Origin of the sequence: Amycolatopsis dongchuanensis (assembly GCF_039542405.1) — a bacterium.
Classification (GTDB): Bacteria; Actinomycetota; Actinomycetes; order Mycobacteriales; family Pseudonocardiaceae; genus Amycolatopsis_E; species Amycolatopsis_E sacchari.
Genome location: NZ_BAABIB010000090.1, coordinates 84481 through 102786, shown reverse-complemented (window position 1 = coordinate 102786; position 18306 = coordinate 84481). Strand labels below are relative to the sequence as shown.

Sequence of the window (18306 nt, the reverse complement as noted above, 5' to 3'; positions counted from 1 at the left end):
ACCCCAGCCCCCGCCCCGGCGGCAGGCACCCCAGCCCCCGCCCCGGCGGCAGGCACCCTCGGCCCCGGCGGCCGGAGGCACCCCGGCCCCGGCGAGGGGCGGCCCCAGCCCCGGCACCCCGGCTCAGGTCCAGGCGCCAGGCCCCGGCGGCAGGCACCCCAGCCCCCGCCCCGGCCCCAGCGCCCCGCCGCCCCGGCAAACCCCTCAGCCGTAGAGCTTCGCGGCGTACTCCGGGCCGTAGTAGCGCTCCAGCTCCTCCAGCGAGTCCTCCGGGCGCTCGAGCGTCCGGGCGATCACGGGCCGCGGCGGCACCGACTCCGGCTGCCACGTCTCCGGCCGCCACAGCTTGGATCGCATGAAGGCCTTCGCGCAGTGGTGGAAGATCTCCTCGATCTCCACCACCAGCGCCAGCACCGGCCGGTGCCCCTTCACGACCATGTCGTCGAAGAACGGCGCCTTGCGGACCAGCCGGGCCCGCCCGTTGATCCGGAGCGTGTCGCCGCGGCCCGGCACGAAGTAGATGAGCCCGACGTGCGGGTTCGCGAGGATGTTGCGGAACCCGTCCGCCCGTTTGTTGCCCGGCCGTTCCGGGATGGCGATCGTGGTGTCGTCGAGCACGAGCGTGAACCCGGGCGGATCGCCCTTCGGGGAGACGTCGCACGAGCCGTCGGGGCCCGAGGTGGCGATGAGGCAGAACGGCGAACTCGCCAGCCACTGCCGGTCGAACTCGTGCAACGCCGGGCGCTCCTTCCGCAGCGCGGCGGCCGCCGGCTCGCCGAGCAGCTCGCGCAGTTCTGCCTCCGAGGTCAGCTCTTCCACGTCCATGGCGCCGACCCTAGCGGCACCATGGTCGACCGCGGCACTGATTAACGCACCGCCAACGGCAGCGTGAAATGCGTGGTTTCGTGCGTGGTTTCCCGTTCCTCGACGGTGATCGGGCCGAGCCCGCCCAGTGCGGCGAGCACCTCCTCCACCAGCCGGGGCGGCGCGGAAGCCCCCGCCGTCAGGCCGATGACGTTCGCCTCCGCGAGCCAGGACGGCCGGATGTCGTGGGCGTCGTCGATCAGGTGCGCCGGCGTGCCCTGCCGCCGGGCCAGCTCCACGAGCCGCACCGAGTTCGACGAGTTCGCCGAACCCACCACGAGCAGCACGTCCGCGTCCGCCGCGACCGAGCGGAGCGCGTCCTGGCGGTTGGTGGTGGCGTAGCAGATGTCGTCGGTCGCCGGGCCGCGCAGCTTCGGGAACCGGTCCCGCAACACCGCGACCACCTCCGCCGTCTCCTCCACGCTCAACGTGGTCTGCGTCAGGTACGACACGCGGGACGGGTCGGGCACCCGCACGCGCCGCGCGTCCTCGACCGACTGCACGAGCACCGTCCGCGCCGGCGCTTCGCCCAGCGTGCCCTCCACCTCCTCGTGCCCGGCGTGCCCGATCAACAGCACCGTGTCGCCGCGCGCCGCGAACCGCTGCGCCTCCGCGTGCACCTTCGTCACCAGCGGGCACGTCGCGTCGACCACCGCCAGCCGCCGGCGTTTCGCCTCGGCCCGCACGGCGGGGGAGACACCGTGCGCGGAGAACACCACCGTCGCCTCCCTCGGTACCTGCGACAGCTCGTCGACGAAAACCGCGCCCCGCGCCTCCAAACCGGCGACGACATGTCGATTGTGGACGATCTGCTTGCGCACGTAGACCGGCCCGCCGCGCTGGTCGAGCAGCCGTTCGACGACCTCGATCGCGCGTTCCACCCCCGCGCAGAAGGAACGCGGCGAGGCGAGCAGGACCTTCCGCGCCCGCCCCGCCGCCGCGAGCCACGCGGCACCCGCCGCGCAGACCGCCGCGGTCAGCTCCGGCGACGGCGGGTTCGGCAGGGCCAGGCCGAGCCCCGCCTCCCCGCCCGCCACCGGGAACACCGTCCGCAGCGCCACCGCACCCCGGTCGGCGGTACCCGCGTGCAGGTGCCCGCGCGCCGCCCGCACCCCGCGCCGGCGCAGCTCGCCCTCCAGCAGCACCGCCGCGGGGCACGGCACGGCGGGCCTGCTGGGCCACAGGAGGTCGTCGGCGACCAGCACGCTCCCCGGCGCCGACCGGCCGGGATCGTTCGCGGCGAGGATGCTCTGGGCTGCGGTGAAGGACATGGCTCTCCTAGGAATCGCGGCGGGCGAGGAGCTGGGCCAGCGCGGCCAGCTCGGCGTGGGGGCGGTCTCGGGGGGTGGCGGCGCGGAGGTGGGCCAGCGCGCGGCCGAGCAGGATCTCGGACTGGGCTTCGCTCCACGCGCGACCACCCGCGCGCTCGACGAGGTCCGCCGCGTGCGCGAGCTCTTCGGGGGACAGCGCGTCCGGCGACCGGTACAGCTCCGCCAGTGCACGGCCCTCGGGCGTGCCCGACGCCAGCGCGGCCACGACGGGCAGGGATTTCTTGCGGTTGCGCAGATCCGAGAACACCGGCTTGCCCGTCACGGCCGGTTCGCCCCAGATGCCGAGCAGGTCGTCGGCGAACTGGAACGCCAGCCCGGCCTCCTCGCCGAAGCGGCCGAGCTGCCGGATCTGGTCCGGGGTGCCGCCGCCCGCCAGTGCGCCGAGCGCGCACGCGCAGCCCAGCAGCGCCCCCGTCTTGCCCGCGGCCATCTGACGGCACTCCTCGGCACCGACGAACTCGCGCCGCTCGAACTCCAGGTCCGCGCTCTGGCCCTCGACGAGGTCGAGCACCGCGTTCATGAGCACGCGCAACTGGTCCGGGTAACCCGACAGCAGCTGGGCGGAGAGCGCGAGCAGCGCGTCCCCGGCGAGGATCGCCTGATCGCTGCCGAACACCTTCCAGACGGTGGGGCGGTGCCGCCGGGTCTCGTCGGAGTCCATCACGTCGTCGTGCACCAGGGAGAAGTTGTGCACCAGCTCGACGGCGACCGCGGCGGGCAGGGCGGGCCGCACCGTGCCGCCCACGGCCTGCGCGGCGAGCAGGACGAGCGCGGGCCGCACCGCCTTGCCGCTGCCGCCGTCGTCGTCCCAGCCGAAGTGGTGCCACACGGGTGCCCGCATCGACGGCGGCAGCCCGGCGGCCGCCGCGCGCAGCTCCGGTTCGACCAGCTCTCTCGCCCAGCCGAGGATCTCCCGTGCGGACCGGGTTTCCGTCGGTTGGGCCGTCAGTTCGGTCGTCATCTTCCCAGCTCCACGTTCTCCAGCAGGCCCAGCGCGTCGGGCACCAGTACCGCCACCGAGTAGTACACACTGACCAAATAGGACAGAATCGCTTTGTCGTCCACGCCCATGAACCGCGCGTTGAGGCCGGGTTCGAGCTCGTCGGGCAGCCCGGGCTGGTGCAGCCCGATCACCCCCTGGCTCTTCTCCCCGGTCCGCATCGCGAGTATCGACGTCGTGTTCGCCGCCGACACGGGGATCTTGTCGCTGGGCAGGAGCGGCACCCCGCGCCACTCCGTCACGCGGTGCCCTTCCACTTCCGTCTGCCGCGGCGTGATCCCGCGTTTGCTGCACTCCCGGCCGAACGCCGCGATGGCACGCGGGTGGGCGAGGAAGAACGCGGTCTTCCGGCGCCGCGACAACAGCTCGTCGAGGTCGTCGGGGGTGGGCGGGCCGCTGTTCGTCTGCACCCGCTGCCGGAAGTCGACGTTGTGCAGCAACCCGAAGTCCGGGTTGGTGATCAGCTGCTGTTCCTGGCGCTCCCGCAGGGCTTCCACGGTGAGCCGCAGCTGCTGTTCGACCTGGTTCATCGGCTTGTTGAACAGGTCGGCCACGCGGGTGTGCACCCGCACCACGGTCTGCGCGACGCTCAGCTCGTACTCGCGCGGCGAAAGCTCGTAGTCCACAAAGGTGCCGGGCAGCACGGGCTCGCCGCTGTGGCCGGACGCGATGGCGATGTCTGCCTCGCCCAGCTTGTTCTGCGGGCGCGACGCAGCCTGCCGCAAATTGTCCACATGCGACCGGAGCGGTTCCGAGGTTTCCAGCAACCGCAGGAAATCCTCGTGGCGCAACACCAGCGCGGTAACCGGGGTAAGCGCTTTCGCGGAATGCGGCCACGTGCCCGGGGACGCGGCGAGCAGCTGCCGCCCGAGGTACTGGCCGTCGGCGAGCACCCCGAGCGACACGGGATCGCCGTACCGGCCGGACCCGACCGCGGCCACCTTCCCCGAGGCGACGACGAACCCGGCGTCGACGGGCTGTCCCGCCTCGGCGAGCAGCTCACCGGGCCGGTAGGTGCGCTGCTCGAACAGCCGGGCCACCGCCGCCAGCACCACGGGATCGGCGAACCCCCGCAGGAGCGGCAGCTCGGTGAGGCTCTCGGGCACGATCCGGACGTCGTCCGCCGTGCCGTGGCACGCCACCCGCCCCTCGCCGGTGAGGTGGCTGAGCCGCCGGTTCACCCGGTACGTGCCCGCGTCGGTGGACACCCACGGCAGCATGCGCAGCAGCCACCGCGAGCTGATCGCCCGCATCTGCGGTTCGGACTTCGTCGTCGTCGCCAGCCGTCGTGCCGCGGTCGTGCTCAGGCTCAGCCTGGCCCGCGCCTCCACTGTCGTCGTCACCGGGACCAACCCGTCCTAGCGGCCGATCTCGACGTTCTCCAGGATGCCCAGGGCATCGGGCACCAGTACCGCCGCGGAGTAGTACGCCGTGACGAGGTAGGAGATGATCGCCTTGTCGTTGATGCCCATGAACCGCACCGAAAGCCCCGGCTCGAACTCGTCCGGCAGGCCGGTCTGGTGCAGGCCGACCACGCCCTGGTTCTTCTCCCCGGCCCGCAGCAGCAGGATCGAGCTGGTCCTCGTGTCGGACACGCCGATCTTGTTGCACGGCAGGATCGGCACCCCGCGCCAGGCGGGCACCTGCTGCCCGAAGAAGTCCACATTGGAGGGATAGACGCCGCGGGCCGAGCACTCCCTGCCGAACGCGGCGATCGTGCGCGGGTGGGCGAGGAACACCGTCGGTTCCTTCCACACCGTCGCCAGCAGGTCGTCGAGGTCGTCCGGCGTCGGCGGGCCGGAGCGGGTGTGGATGCGCTGCTCGACCGCGGCGTTGTTGAGCAGCCCGAAGTCCAGGTTGTTGATCAGCTCGTGCTCCTGCCGCTCGCGCAGCGCCTCGATGGTCAGCCGCAGCTGCTGCTCGACCTGGTTCATCGGCTTGTTGTAGAGGTCGGCGACGCGCGAGTGGACGCGCAGCACGGTCTGCGCGACGCTCAGCTCGTACTCGCGCGGCGAAAGCTCGTAGTCCACGAAGGTGCCGGGCAGGTCCGGCTCGCCCTCGTGCCCCGCGGCGAGGTCGATCGCGGCCTCACCGTAGTCGTTCTGCGGCGCGAGACGGCCGGCGCGGAAGTCCGCCACCTGCCGCTGCAGCGCCTCGGAGGACTCGTAGACCTCGTCGAAGGCCTGCTGCGGCAGCATCAGGACGGTGCACGACGTGAGGGCCTTGACCGTGTACTCCCAGATGTCCTCGGGATCGGCGAGCGTCTTGTCGCCGAAGTGGTCGCCGTTCGCGAGCACGCCGAGCGTGGTCTCGTTCCCGTACTGCCCCGGCCCGATCTTGCACACCTTGCCGTGGGCGATGAGGAAGGCCTGGTCGGAGGGGGAGCCGAACTCGACGATCACGTCGCCGGCTTCGTAGGTCTGCTGCACGAACCGGTCGGCCAGCGCCCGGAGCACGGTCTCGTCGTCGAACCCCCGCAGCAGCGGCAGCTCGGCCAGCTCCGCCGGGATCACGCTGACGTCGGTGCCGGTGCTGACGAACGTGACCCGGCCGTCGCCGACGGTGTAGGTGAGCCGGCGGTTGACCCGGTACGTGCCGCCGTCGGCCTGGACCCACGGCAGCACGCGCAGCAGCCACCGCGAGGTGATGGACTGCATCTGCGGGACGGACTTCGTCGTGGTCGCGAGCTGCCGCGCCGCCGCGGTGCTCAGGCTCTGCCGCCGTTCGTTGTCCTCGGCGCGTGCCTCGGCCGATTCGGTAACGGTCACGAGAAATACCACCTATCGATGCTCATACGCCGTCCCGCGATTTCCGCGGCAGCGTCCGGATATCGGAAAAGGCCCAATTCGGCGGGCGAGAACGACGTTAGCACCGGGTATCCGGACCGTACAGTCACTCGACAGTGTGCCCGCCGGACAATTGGCTCGTCAAGAACCGTGGGTGACGGTCCGGGAAAAAGCCTCACCGGAAGGAGGTGGCGGGCCGCGGCCGACCAGGTGAGCGGAGGTGGGGCAGCGGGTTTCCGGCTGGGCCGGACGAGGGGCCGGGTGCCTCCGCGGCGGCGTCACCGTTCGCCTGATCCGCCCAGTGCGAGCCGGTTTTTGTTGATCTACCGGGGGTTTTCGGCGGCGCCGCAGGTCAGCAGCGGTGTCGTCACGGCTGGTGACCGGGGTGACCCGGTCGGCCCAGCCGGGCCGCCGGTGCGGGTCATCGGCCGGGTCGCTGACCATCGGGAAAAACGTGTTCGAGACGTTTCTCCTGCTCCGTGCGGGGGTTTATCCGAAGTGCGGCCGCGCTGCCGAATGAAAGGAATTGACCGGCCTTGTCGGTGGTTCTGCGGAGAATTAGCGTGAGGCCGGTGAAAATCGTCCCCGGCGCGAACGGAAAACCCGCATGAACGTCTACGTGACCGGTCTGCTGTGGGTGGCCGGGGCGGCCATCGCCTACCTCGTCCGCCGCTACGGGCTGGACGAGGGGCGGCCGGACAACAACGACGCCGCCGGGCAGGCGTTCACGATCGTCGGCGGCCTGCACGCGGTCGTGGTCGCGTTCGTGCTGATCTCGCTGTTCGACGCCGCCGGCACCGTGCGTGACGGTTCCTACCAGGAGACGCAGGCACTGGTGTCGGCCGCCTGGCGGGCGGAGTCCCTGCCGGAGCCGGCGCACTCGGAGGTGCCCGCGCTGGCGCGCCAGTACGCCCAGACGGTGGTGGCGCAGGAGTGGCCGCGCCTGCAGCAGGGGCTCGAACCGGGGCCGGAGGGCTGGTCGCTGGTCAAGCGGATGCGGAAGTCGCTCGACAACACCGAGCTGCCGGACGACGACTGGCTCGTCAACGAGAAGACCGACGCGGCGAGCGACCTGACGGACGTCTACGAGCAGCGGCAGGCCCGGCTCAACGCGGTGCGGGACAACGACGTGGGTCTCGTGCTGTGGTTCGTGCTCGCGGTCGGCAGCGTGATCTTCGTGTTGCTGCCCAACCTCTTCGGCGGCACGAAACTGCTCACGCACGTGATCATCGTGTCCACGCTCGCCGCGACCACGACGCTGCTGTTGTACGCCATCTACCAGATGCAGAACCCCTTCGCGGGTGGGGCGAAGGTGGGCCCGGACGCGTTCGCCCAGGCGATCGCCCGGCTGCGCTGACCCATGTCGGCCAGGCGGATTTCCCACGCCGTCGCGGTGACCGCGCTGCTGGCGATGACGAGTGCCGCGCCCGGCGTGGCGGCGGCGGGCGCGAGCTGCGTCGCGCTGCGGGTGCGTGACTTCGGCGGACCATCCACTGTAGACAGGACCGAGTACCCGGCGGTGGCGACGACGCGGCTGGGCCCGGTTCCCTACCGGCTCAACGCGCTCGGCTACCTGCGGTCCCGGGACCTCGCGTTCGGCGTGACGCGGGACGGCCGCGTGGTGACGGTCGACCGCCGGGGGCGGACGTCGGACCTGGGGGAGCCGGCGGGGTTGGCGCTCGACGGCGCGACGGCGGGCACGATCTCCGGGGACGTGTGGTACGTGAAGCGCGGGGCCGTACTGTCGCTTGTGGACATCAAGCCGGGGAAGTTGTCGGCACGGTCACGGGTGGTGCTGTCGCCGGCCACGCTGGCGGCGGACGTGGACGACTTCGTGGCGGGGCCGGACGGCGATCTGTACGGGGTCGCGGCCGAGGGCGCCGTGGTGAGCATCGACCCGGGCAGCGGCGTGATCCAGGAGCTGCCGGGCACGCGACTGCCACGGGCGAGCGCGTACGGCTCGGTCGTGCGTGCGTCCGACGGCAGCCTCTACGTGACGGCGAACAACGTGCTGGGCCGGAGCCGGGAGTACCGGGTCGTGCTGTCGGGGCGGACCGTGACGTCGGTGACCCTGCTGGCAACGGGCACGGCGCTGGAGGGCAGTGATGCGGCGGGTTGCCTGGCGGCGCTGCCGGCGCCTCCCGCTCCGCCTCCGCCGCCTCCGCCTGTGGTGACGCCGCCTCCGCCACCACCGCCGCCGGTGGTCACGCCGCCTCCGCCACCCGTGGTGAAGCCCCCACCTCCGCCGGTGGTCACGCCACCCCCGCACCCGGTCCCGCCGCGGCCGGCGGTGGTCGTGTCACACCCCCCGCCGCCTCCGGCGCCTTCGGTGACCCCGGCGCCGTCACCGGTGCCGATCGTCCGGCCGGCGCCCCCGCCCCCGCGTCATCCGCCCCCGCCGCCGAAGAAGACCCCGGACGCGGCCCCCGACCCCCTCGCCGCGACGAAGGTCAAACGCGACTGGGCGCTGACCGCGCTGATCCTCATCCTGGGCGGCAGCATCGTGGCGCGGCGCATCGCGCGCTGACGCGGAACGTGCGCCGGGAGGGCGAGAACCGAAGGCAGCCCGAAGTCCTGAACGGAACGCTCGTCCACCACGCTGCGCACCCTCGACGGCCCGGTCGAGACCGACCTCTCCGGCCTCAGCCGCTGACGCCGGCCGGGTTCGCGCCCGTGTCCAGGTACGTGCCGTGGCCCTCGGCGACCAGGTCCCCGTCGAAGCGCAGGACCTCGCTCACCAGGCCGCCGCGCTGGTTGCGGTAGTTGATCACCAGCGTGCCGACCCCGAAGTACGCGCCGACGACCTCGAAGCGGAGGTCCGGGATCCGGCGCAGTCCTTCGGCCCAGTACTCGCGCAGCGCCGCCTTGCCCCGGATCACGCCGTCCGAGCCGGACAGCAGCTGCGCCGCGATGGGGGAGGTGAACACCACGTCCTCGGTGAAGTGCGCCAGCAGGGCTTCGAGGTCGTGCGCGTTCCACGCCTTGACCCACTCTTCGACGAAATCCGGTGTCATGCCCGTAACCCTACGCAATCGAGATCCCAGAACGGCGCCGAGTACACGAGCGTCCCCGTCATCCACGGTTCGTACGACGGTCGCACCGCGACCTGGAACGCCGGCTCCGGGATCCGCAGCGACGGGGCGCGGAAGCCGAGCGGTGTGGCGGGCACGAAGCCGCGTTTCCCGTAGTAGCCGGGAGAACCTTCGAGGAACACCAGCGGGACGTCACCCGCCGCGTCCAGTGCGTGCGCGACCAGCCGGGTGCCGATGCCCTGCCGTTGCCACTCCGGCAGCACTCCCAGCGGCGACAACACGTACACGTCCACGAGCCGCCGCGGCGCGTCCAGCCTGCTTGCCGACAACATCACGTGCCCGACGACCCGGTCGTCCACCGTTGCCACGAAGGACAACGGCGGCAGCGGCGCGGGCGCGGCGTGGAGGGTGTCGACGAGCACCGGGATCCGCGGATCCCCGAACGCGCGCTCGTGCACCTCCCTCACCCGGGGGTGCTCCGCTGCGCGCACCGGCCTGATCTTCACCTGATCGAACGTAGGCGAGAGACGGCCCCGGCGCGAACGAATTCGCCGTCAGGCAGACTGGGCGCATGATCCTGCACCCGATCGGCCGTGTGCGGTCCCCCCGGACCGAGCCCACCGACGACGACTGGGACTCGGTCACCTCGCTGGTCGAACTCGACGGCGCCCGGTTCGGCCCGGCGTCGTTGCGGGGGATCGAGGAGTTCTCCCACGTGGAGATCGTCTACGCCCTCGAACAGACCGGGCACCGCGGCAACCCGGACCAGCCGGGTGTCGGCGTGTTCGCGCAGCGCGGCCGCAACCGGCCCAACGGCATCGGCGTGACCCGCTGCCGCCTGCTCGGCGTCGGGGACCTCACGCTCAAGGTCCGCGGCCTCGACGCCGTCGACGGCAGCCCGGTGCTGGACGTCAAGCCCTACTTCGCGGAGTCCGCGCCGCAGGAGCCCGTCGTCCAGCCCGAGTGGGCCACGCCGCTCGCCACTTCCTAGGCGTCCAAAGCGAAAACCGTCGTCGAGCGGTAGGTCTGGCCCGGCCGCAACACGGTGCTGGGGAACGACGGGTGGTTCGGCGAGTCGGGGAAGTGCTGTGTCTCCAGGGCGAACCCGTAGCTCTGCCGGTAGGTCTTCCCGCCGGTGCCGACGAGCGTGCCGTCCAGGAAGTTGCCCGAGTAGAACTGCAGCCCCGGCTCGGTCGTCAGGACCGTGAGCGTCCGCCCGCTGCCCGGGTCGCTCGCCCGCGCCGCCACCGCCAGCGAACCGGACTGGTCGAGCACCCAGTTGTGGTCGTAGCCCTGGCCGATCAGCAGCTGCGGGTCGTCCTCGGCGACGCGTTCGCCGATCGCCGTCGGCCTGCGGAAGTCGAACGGCGTGCCCTGCACCGGTGCCAGCTGCCCGGTCGGGATCTGCGTGCTGTCCGTTGGCAGGTACCGGCTCGCCGCGATCTGCAGCCGCTGGTCGTAGATGTCCCCCGACGACTCGCCCGCCAGGTTCCAGTACGTGTGGTTGGTCAGGTTCACCACCGTCGGCTTGTCCGTGGTGGCCTCGTACCCGATGGTCAGCCGGTTGCGGCTGTCCACTGTGTACGTCACCACGACGCGCAGGGTGCCGGGGTAGCCCTCGTCGCCGTCGGGGCTGGTCAGGCTCAGCCGCAGCCCGCCCGGGATCGTCGCGACGTCCCAGACCTTGTTGTCGAACCCCTCGAGCCCGCCGTGCAGGCTGTTGCCGTTGTTGTTGACCGGCACGTGGTACGTCTTCCCGTCCAGGGTGAACGTGCCCTTCGCGATCCGGTTGCCGTACCGCCCGATCAGCGCCCCGAAGTACACGCCGCCGCCCTCGGGCGGGCTGTTCTTCGCCACGTAGTCCGCCAGCGTCGGGAAGCCGAGCACCACGTTGGCCGTGCGGCCGCGGCGGTCCGGTGCCTCCAGCGTCTGGATGATGCCGCCGTAGGAGAGGATCCGCACGCGCAGCCCGTGGCCGCTGTCGAGGGTGTAGCGGTAGACCGCCACACCGTTCGCCCGGCCGAAGTACTCCTTGCTCACCGAAGGCGGCTTGGCCGCGGCAGTCGCACTCACGGTCGGCAAGCCTACTGTGGCCAGGCCCGCCGCACCGACGGCGAGCGCGCTGCGCCGGGAAAATCCGGTTCCCATCTTGTCCTCCCAGTCGGTCAGGTCGCTGTGTTCACCCGGTATTCGGCGTGCACCAGCTCGAGCAGCTCCGCGACGGAGGTCTCACCGGACGCCTTGTCGAACGTGATTTCACCGTGCTGCAACAGGTTCACGCGGTCGCACACGTCGACCACCTGGCTGTAGTTGTGTGCGATGAGGATGATCGCGATGTCGCCGCGCTGCTTGAGCTGGGCCAGTAGGCGCAGGATCAGCCCGCCCTCCTTGGCCCCCATCGCGGCGAGTGGTTCGTCGAGCAGCAGTAGTTTCGCGTTGTTCGAGTACACCGAGCGCGCCACGGCGATCGCCTGCCGCTGGCCGCCCGACAGCCGGCCCACCTCGGCGGTGACCGACGGGATGTTGATGCCGATCGCGTCGAGCGCCTCGCGGGCCCGGCGCTTCATCTCCTTGCGCTTGAGGAACGGCAGTGGTTTGTGCACCAGCTCCTTGTTCAGGTGGAGGTTGAGGTAGACGGGCAGGTCGTTGACCATCGCGAGGTCCTGGAACACCGTCTCGATGCCCATCGACCGCGCGTGCGTCACCGACTTCAGCTGCACCGGCTGCCCCTCGAACAGCAGCCGGCCGCCGTCGGGCTGGTGGAACCCGGTGAGGATCTTGATGAGGGTGGACTTGCCCGCGCCGTTGTCGCCGATCAGCCCGAGGATCTCCCCGCGCCGCACGGACAGGTTGATGTCGGTCAGCGCCCGGACGGGGCCGAAGCCCTTGCTGATGTGCTCGGCACGCATCACCTCGTCGCTCATGAGTTCCTCCGTGACCCGAGCCGTTTCCGCAGCACCGTGACGTAGACGTTGAGCAGTGCGGCGATGAGGATGGCGGCACCGAGCACCACGTAGAACGCGTTCGCGCTGATACCGGTGAGGTTGAACCCGTCGTAGACCAGGCCCAGCAGCAGCGCGCCGAGGAACGCGCCGAGCACCGTGCCGGAGCCGCCGAGCAACGCGGTGCCGCCGATGACGGCCGCCGCCACCGCGTAGAACATCGTGTTGAAGCCGCCGTTCGTCGGGTCGTAGGAGCCGACCCGCGTGCCCTGCAGGATGCCGGCCAGCCCGGCCAGGCCGCCGGTGATCGCGAAGCAGATCACCTTCACGCGGTTGGTGCGGATGCCCGACTCGGCGGCGCCGACCGGGTTGCCGCCGGTGGCCTGCGTGGCGATGCCGAAGCGGGTGGTGGACAGCACCACCTGCATCACGGCGACGACCACCAGCGCCCACAGGAACTCCGACCAGCCCCAGCCGCCGAACACCGACACCACCCAGCTGTCCGTCGGCGCGCTCACCGGCGAACCACCCGAGATGATCAGCGACAGCCCCCACAGCAGGAACGCCATGCCGAGCGTGGTGATGAACGACGACAGCCCGAACAGGGTGTGCACGAGCCCGTTGACCATGCCGATCGCCGCGCTCACGACGACGGCCCCGATGACCGCGAGCAGCAGCGGGAAACCGTTGTTGTAGAACAACATCAGCACGAACGGTGACAGCGTGAACACGAACCCGGCGGACAGGTCGATCTGGCCGCAGATCAGCACCAGCACCTCGCCCGCCGCGACGATCGCCCACGGCGCCACGTACTGCGCGATCGTGTGGTAGTTGTCCGAGGTCGCGAAACCGGGCCCGCTCGTGAGGCTGAAGTAGATCGCCGCCGCGATCGTCACGAGCAGGATGCTCAGTTCCTTGATCCGGATCAGGCTCAGCAGGAACCCGCCGTCCGGCGGGCTCGTGCCCGGCTCCGTGCGGCCGGGGCGTTTGCCGGTGAGCGCGTCGGTCATGCTCGCGGTCCTCCGCTATCGGGTCAGCGTCGTCGCCGCGGGCAGCGGGATCGACGCGGGCATCGGCACGAGGTCGGTCTTCGGGCCGCCCTCGAACTTGCTGTTCGCCGACAGGTAGGGGCCGACGTTCTCCTTGGTCACGAACGTCAGGCCGGTGTCGGTGACCGGCGGCGCCACGAGCGTGCCGGACAGCCGGAACAGGTACATGTACAGCACCGGCAGGAAGCCCTGCAGGTAGGCGGACTGGTCGATGGTGAAGTCCAGCGCGCCCGAGTCGACGCCCTTGAGCGTGTCGGCGAGCGTGTCGTACCCGCCGGCGTGGATCTTGCCCTGCAGGCCCCGGTTCGCGATCAGCTGCGCGATGGAGGCGGTGCTGCCGGCGTCCACGGCGTAGATGCCCTTGGCGTCGGTGTGCCCGTCGTAGGCGGCGGTGATCGCGTTCAGCTCGTTGGCCTGCTCGGCGCCGGTGTTGATCGACAGCACCTGCACGCCCGGCGCGGCCTGCTTGAGCGCGTCGGTGATGCCGTCGAGGCGGGGCTGCACGTTGTTGCCGCCGGGCTGGGAGATGCCGACGAGGATCGTGCCCGACGTGACGTCCTTGGCGATCCGCTGTCCCATCTGGAACCCGGACAGGTAGAGGTCCTGGCCCACGTACGTGAGCGGGTAGTTACCGGGTGCTGTCGCGTTGTAGGCGATCACCGGGATGCCCTTCGCGAGCGCCCGTTTGGTCGGCTCGACGAACGCGTTGTTGTCCGTCAGCGCGATCGCGATGCCGTCGACGTTGCCGTTGACGGCGGTCGAGAACGCGTTGGCCATCTCGGACACGTTGCCCTCGGCGGAGCCGGTCCACTGCGGTTCGGGCAGGCCCAGCAGCTTCGCCGCGTCGGCCATGCCGTTCTTGGTCGGGACGAAGAAGGAGTTGGTCGTGACGTGGTTGATGAAGGTGAACCGCCACGCCGGGGTGCTGGGGAACGCGCCGGCCCCGCCGGAGCCGGAGTTGCCCTGCACCCCGTTGCACGCCGTCAGCAGTGCGCTCGCGGCGACCGCGCCACCACCTGCCCCCAGGAATTTCAGTGCGGCCCTCCGAGAGGTCGCGGCCTGCGCATCGCTCATGTCAACCACCCATCCACTTCGGCGGGGAACCCGGGTTCTGCAGCGTGCCTGAATCATTCGATGATTCAGCCAATCAGTCAAGGCTCGATCGGGGAGGGGGAGTCACCCGGGCAAGACCGGCCGTTTGACTTTGTGGATATATGATTTGAGGATTACTCCGTGCGCATGACCAAGGAGGGGCCACTCGGCAGGCACCGGACCATCCACGGCAGGGTCGTCGAGTGGCTCGGTCACCGGATCGTCTCCGGTGAGCTGCCCGCGGGCAGCAGGCTGCCCAACGAGGCCGAGCTCGCCGCGCAGCTCAACGTCAGCCGCGGTGGCGTCCGCGAAGCGGTGAAAGCGTTGGCGGCCAAGGGATTGGTCGAGGCGCGGCCGCGGCTGGGCACCCGCGTCCTGCCCCGCGAGCAGTGGAACCTGATGGACCGCGAGGTGATCAACTGGCATGGTGAACTGGCCAAGTCGGACTTTCTCACCGACCTGCTCGAACTGCGGCTGATGGTCGAGCCCGGCGCCGCGCAGCTGGCCGCCGAGCGCGCGACGGCCGAGCAGGTGGCGGTGCTGACCGACGCGTACGAGCGGATGGCGGCGCACGCCCCTCGGCTGCCCGAGCGGGACGACGCGTTCGTCGAGGCGGACCTCGTGTTCCACCTGACGCTGCTGCGGGCGAGCGGCAACCAGCTCATCGAGCAGCTGGGCAGGCTGCTGGAGACCGGGCTCTACCACGGGCTGGAGGCCAGCTCGCACGCACCGGGCGGGGTCGCCGCGACCCTGCCGCTGCACCAGGCGGTGCTCACGGCGGTGCGCGGGCGGCGGCCCGTCGCCGCCGCGCGCGCGATGCGCAAACTGATCGAGACGACGACCGACGCCGTCCGGCGGATGGGGGAGGAGCAGTAGTGTCCACTGTGGAGCAGGTGACCGATCCCGTTGCGGCGCACGGGGAAGGGCCGGTGTGGCACGCGTCGTGGCCCGGGCTGCGCTGGGTGGACATGCTGGCGGGGGACGTGCTGGAGCTCGACGCGGGCCAGGTGCGGCGACACCACGTCGGCACCGTCGCCGCGGCGCTGCGGCCCCGTGCGGACGGCGGCGTCGTGCTGGCGGTCGAGCGGGGTTTCGCCCTCGCCGACGCGTCGCTCACGGAGGTCCAACCACTGCCGGAACTGTGGCAGGACAACGACATCCGGATGAACGAGGGCGGCTGCGACCCCGACGGCCGGTTCTACTGTGGATCGATGTCCTACCGCGAGGAGGCCGGGCGCGGCAGCCTGTACCGGCTGAACCGGGACGGTTCCACGGAAACCGTGCTCACGGGCGTCACGATCTCCAACGGTCTCGCCTGGAGCCCCGACGGTGGCACGGCGTACTACATCGACACGCCCACGCACCGGGTCGACGCCTTCGACTACGACGGCGAGCTGACCGGACGGCGGACGCTGCTGGAGATCCCGGCCGAAGCGGGTGCGCCGGACGGGATGACCGTCGACGCCGATGGCCGCCTGTGGATCGCGCTGTGGGGCGGCAGCGCCGTGCGGTGCTACCGGCCCGACGGGACGCTGGAGGACCACGTCGAGCTGCCGGCCAGCCAGGTCACCGCCTGCACGTTCGGCGGCGCGGACCTCGACGAGCTCTACATCACGACCTCGCAGCAGGGCGTCGACGGGCAGCCCGAGGCCGGTGCGCTGTTCCGGTACCGGCCCGGCGTGCGCGGGCTGCCGGTGCTGCCGTACCGGCGCGACTGATTTTCCTTGTACCACAACACTTCGTGAGCATCGTCCGGATCGGAACCGGCCTACACTCGCGGATGTGGCCGAGGCGCCGAGAACCCGGGGCAACCTGCCGGCGGAGCTGACCAGTTTCGTCGGCAGGCGGGAGGAGCTGGCCGCGACCAGGAGGCTGCTCAGCGCCGCCCGGCTGGTCACGCTCACCGGGGCGGGCGGCGTCGGCAAGACGAGGCTGGCGCTGCGCGCGGCCACCGTGCTGCGGCGTGCATTTCCCGACGGCGTCTGGTTCGTGCGGCTCGCCGACGTCACCGAGCCGTCGCTGCTGCCGGTGGCGATCACGGCGGAGCTCGGGCCGGCCGCGCGGGAGGCCGGCCTGTCCGAGCACCTGCGGGACAAGCGGCTGCTGCTCGTGCTCGACAACTGCGAGCAGGTCGTGCACGCCTGCGCGGTGCTCGCCGCGAAACTGCTGTCCGCCGCCCCGGAACTGCGGATCCTGGTCACCAGCAGGCAGATCCTGCGGGCGGACGGGGAACAGGTGCTCGTGGTGCCGCCGCTGCCGCCCGACGGCGACGCCGTCGCGTTGTTCACCGAGCGCGCCGCCGCGGTGCCCGGCTGCCGCCTCGGCGACGGCGACCGCGAGGCGGTGCGCCGGATCTGCCGCCGCCTCGACGGCATCCCGCTCGCGCTCGAGCTGGCCGCGGCACGGCTGCGGGTGCTGTCGCCGGAGCAGCTCCTGCACCGCCTCGACGACCGGTTTCGCTTGCTCACCACGGGAAAGCGCACCGATCCGCCCCGCACGCAGACGCTCGAAGCCGCCGTCGCGTGGAGCTTCGAGCTGTGCACGCCGCGGGAACAGGAGGTGTGGGCGGCGACGTCGGTGTTGCCCGGCGGGTTCGACCTGGAGGCGGCCGAGGCGGTGTGCGCGTTCGACGCGGGGGAGGTGCTCGACCTCGTCGCGGCGCTGGTGGACAAGTCGGTCCTGAGCCGCCGCACGGGCACGTACGGCCGCAGCGCGTGGTACGAGATGCTCGGTACCTTCCGCGAGTACGGGCGCATCCGGCTCGCCGGGTCCGGGCAGGAGGACGCCGTCCTCGACCGCCGCCTGGCCCACTACGCCGGACTTGCCCGTGAGTTCGGCCAATCGTTCGGTCCCGCCCAGCGGGATTGGCTGGAGCGGCTGTGCCGTGAGCAGCAGAACCTGAGCGCCGTGGCAGCCGACGTGCGGGCGCTGCCGATCGTGACCGCGTTGCGGGACTTCTGGGCGGTCGCGGCACCGGGCGAGGGCCGCCGCCTGCTCGCTGCGTCGCTGGACCACGCGTCTGGACCACTCCGTGCCCGGGCTCTGGAGGCGGCCGCCTTCCTGGCCCTGTGGGAGGGCGCCGCGGAGGCGGCGCGCCCGTTGCTCGGGGAGCTGCGGGCCCTGCTCGCCGAGCACGGCGACCGGCGGCTGCACGCCGGGTACGCGCAGTGCAGTGGCTTGGCGCGGTTGTGGAGCGGCGACCTCGCGAGTGCCCGCGCGCGGCTGGGGCGCGCACTCGCGGCGTACCGCGGGCTCGGCGACGAGGCGCAGGTCTGCACGACGCTGGTCCTGCTGGCGGTCGTGGACCTCCTCGACGGCCGGTCCGGGACGACGGCCGACCACGCGTTCGCGCTGTGCGAGGCGCGGCAGGCGGACTGGTCGCGTGGGTACGCGCTGTGGGCGGTCGCGATCACCGAGTGGCGCCGGGGCGGGGACCGCAGGGCCGAAACGCTGCTGCGGCAAGCGATCTCGCTGCGGCTGCCCGATCGTGCACTGCTCGCGCTCGCGGTGAGCGCGCTCGCCTGGTGCGCGGAGGCAGACAACCTGCCCGAGCGGGCCGCCGGTCTGCTCGGCGCCGCGCACGCGCTGCGCCGCGAAACCGGCGAACGGTTGCTCGCGGAACTCGACGAGCGGTGCGCCGAGCGGCTCAGGCGCTCGCTCGGGGCCAAGGCCTTCACCTCGGCGTTCGACGCGGCCGCCCGGGCCGGGACCGGGGAAGCGATCGCGCTGGCGCTGCGGGAACGCAAGGAGCCGGTGCCCGCCGGCCCGCGCCCCGGCGGGCTCACCCGCCGGGAGCGCGAGATCGCCGGGCTGGTCGCGGACGGGCTGAGCAACCGGGACATCGCCGCGCGCCTGGTGATCGCCCAGCGCACGGCCGAGACGCACGTGGAGCACATCCTCGCCAAGCTCGGCTTCTCGTCGCGCGCGCAGATCGCCGCCTGGCTCGCGGCCGGTGACGGAAGTACGTACCCCGCTCCGTAGAACTCCCGGTTCGCCTGGCGGACCGGCGGCGCATCCTGGAGCGGCCACCTCGAGAAACAGCCGGCGCCGACCGTCCTCCCCCTCGGTCCGCCGGCGGGCGCGGCGGCGTGCCCAGCCTGCCCGTGACAGCACGTCGCCGCGCTCCCACTCCATTCGGTGACAGGATGTTCACGCGAGTGGACCGTCGAATTCACAGGAAACTGTCAGAAACAACCTGGAGAATGGAACT

Annotated in this window: 17 protein-coding genes; 6 read left to right on the top strand and 11 right to left on the bottom strand. The window is 71.5% G+C overall.

The window, feature by feature from the left end; all coding sequences use genetic code 11:
- Positions 1-204: 204 nt before the first annotated feature.
- From ABFX51_RS24560 to ABFX51_RS24540, 5 genes are read right to left on the bottom strand one after another with little or no spacing between them, the layout of a single operon-like run.
- A complete protein-coding gene (locus ABFX51_RS24560; protein WP_346055066.1) occupies positions 205-825 on the bottom strand; it encodes a pyridoxamine 5'-phosphate oxidase family protein in 621 nt (206 codons plus the stop codon).
- A 41-nt stretch (positions 826-866) separates the two neighbouring features.
- Positions 867-2135, bottom strand: a complete 1269-nt coding sequence (ispH, locus tag ABFX51_RS24555) for a 4-hydroxy-3-methylbut-2-enyl diphosphate reductase (protein ID WP_346055065.1) — start codon at positions 2133-2135, stop codon at positions 867-869.
- 7 nt (positions 2136-2142) lie between these two features.
- Positions 2143-3156 (bottom strand): polyprenyl synthetase family protein, encoded by a 1014-nt coding sequence (locus tag ABFX51_RS24550; RefSeq protein ID WP_346055064.1) that lies wholly within the window; start codon positions 3154-3156, stop codon positions 2143-2145.
- A complete protein-coding gene (locus ABFX51_RS24545; protein ID WP_428832500.1) occupies positions 3153-4547 on the bottom strand; it encodes a family 2B encapsulin nanocompartment shell protein in 1395 nt (464 codons plus the stop codon). Before ABFX51_RS24545 ends, ABFX51_RS24550 begins: the two co-directional genes overlap by 4 nt.
- Before the next feature lie 6 nt (positions 4548-4553).
- On the bottom strand, positions 4554-5963 hold the full coding sequence (locus ABFX51_RS24540) for a family 2B encapsulin nanocompartment shell protein (RefSeq protein WP_346055062.1): 1410 nt from the start codon (positions 5961-5963) through the stop codon (positions 4554-4556).
- A gap of 625 nt (positions 5964-6588) precedes the next feature.
- Between ABFX51_RS24540 and ABFX51_RS24535 the strand changes: the two genes are divergently transcribed.
- Positions 6589-7338 (top strand): bestrophin-like domain, encoded by a 750-nt coding sequence (locus ABFX51_RS24535; RefSeq protein WP_346055061.1) that lies wholly within the window; start codon positions 6589-6591, stop codon positions 7336-7338.
- Positions 7339-7341: 3 nt separating this feature from the next.
- Positions 7342-8508, top strand: a complete 1167-nt coding sequence (locus ABFX51_RS24530; protein ID WP_346055060.1) for a DUF6923 family protein — start codon at positions 7342-7344, stop codon at positions 8506-8508.
- Between the two features lie 115 nt (positions 8509-8623).
- Here the strand turns inward: ABFX51_RS24530 and ABFX51_RS24525 are convergent, their stop codons facing one another.
- Both ABFX51_RS24525 and ABFX51_RS24520 read right to left on the bottom strand, forming a co-directional pair.
- Positions 8624-8995, bottom strand: coding sequence for a nuclear transport factor 2 family protein (locus tag ABFX51_RS24525; protein WP_346055059.1), 372 nt, complete (start codon positions 8993-8995; stop codon positions 8624-8626).
- Positions 8992-9519, bottom strand: coding sequence for a GNAT family N-acetyltransferase (locus ABFX51_RS24520; RefSeq protein ID WP_346055058.1), 528 nt, complete (start codon positions 9517-9519; stop codon positions 8992-8994). The genes ABFX51_RS24525 and ABFX51_RS24520 overlap by 4 nt, the downstream gene beginning before the upstream one ends.
- 65 nt (positions 9520-9584) lie before the next feature.
- Here ABFX51_RS24520 and ABFX51_RS24515 point away from each other — a divergent pair, with 65 nt between their 5' ends.
- Complete coding sequence (locus ABFX51_RS24515) at positions 9585-10004, top strand: SAM-dependent methyltransferase (protein WP_091513097.1); 420 nt, start codon at positions 9585-9587, stop codon at positions 10002-10004.
- Here the strand turns inward: ABFX51_RS24515 and ABFX51_RS24510 are convergent.
- From ABFX51_RS24510 to ABFX51_RS24495, 4 genes are all read right to left on the bottom strand, one after another.
- Positions 10001-11086 (bottom strand): aldose epimerase family protein, encoded by a 1086-nt coding sequence (locus tag ABFX51_RS24510; RefSeq protein WP_245783272.1) that lies wholly within the window; start codon positions 11084-11086, stop codon positions 10001-10003. The two genes, ABFX51_RS24515 and ABFX51_RS24510, sit on opposite strands and share 4 nt — an antisense overlap.
- 92 nt (positions 11087-11178) lie before the next feature.
- Positions 11179-11937 carry an ATP-binding cassette domain-containing protein gene (locus ABFX51_RS24505; RefSeq protein ID WP_346055057.1) on the bottom strand — a complete coding sequence of 253 codons (759 nt, stop codon included), beginning with the start codon at positions 11935-11937 and terminating at the stop codon, positions 11179-11181.
- Positions 11934-12965 (bottom strand): ABC transporter permease, encoded by a 1032-nt coding sequence (locus tag ABFX51_RS24500; RefSeq protein ID WP_091513103.1) that lies wholly within the window; start codon positions 12963-12965, stop codon positions 11934-11936. The genes ABFX51_RS24505 and ABFX51_RS24500 overlap by 4 nt, the downstream gene beginning before the upstream one ends.
- A gap of 15 nt (positions 12966-12980) precedes the next feature.
- Positions 12981-14078 (bottom strand): sugar ABC transporter substrate-binding protein, encoded by a 1098-nt coding sequence (locus ABFX51_RS24495; protein ID WP_091513105.1) that lies wholly within the window; start codon positions 14076-14078, stop codon positions 12981-12983.
- A 165-nt stretch (positions 14079-14243) separates the two neighbouring features.
- Here ABFX51_RS24495 and ABFX51_RS24490 point away from each other — a divergent pair, with 165 nt between their 5' ends.
- From ABFX51_RS24490 to ABFX51_RS24480, 3 genes are all read left to right on the top strand, one after another.
- The gene (locus ABFX51_RS24490; RefSeq protein ID WP_245783273.1) at positions 14244-14972 is read left to right on the top strand and encodes a FadR/GntR family transcriptional regulator; all 729 of its coding nucleotides are present in this window, start codon (positions 14244-14246) and stop codon (positions 14970-14972) included.
- Positions 14972-15814 carry an SMP-30/gluconolactonase/LRE family protein gene (locus tag ABFX51_RS24485; protein ID WP_428832499.1) on the top strand — a complete coding sequence of 281 codons (843 nt, stop codon included), beginning with the start codon at positions 14972-14974 and terminating at the stop codon, positions 15812-15814. The genes ABFX51_RS24490 and ABFX51_RS24485 overlap by 1 nt, the downstream gene beginning before the upstream one ends.
- A 64-nt stretch (positions 15815-15878) precedes the next feature.
- Positions 15879-18077, top strand: coding sequence for an ATP-binding protein (locus ABFX51_RS24480; protein WP_346055056.1), 2199 nt, complete (start codon positions 15879-15881; stop codon positions 18075-18077).
- The last annotated feature ends 229 nt before the right edge of the window (positions 18078-18306 follow it).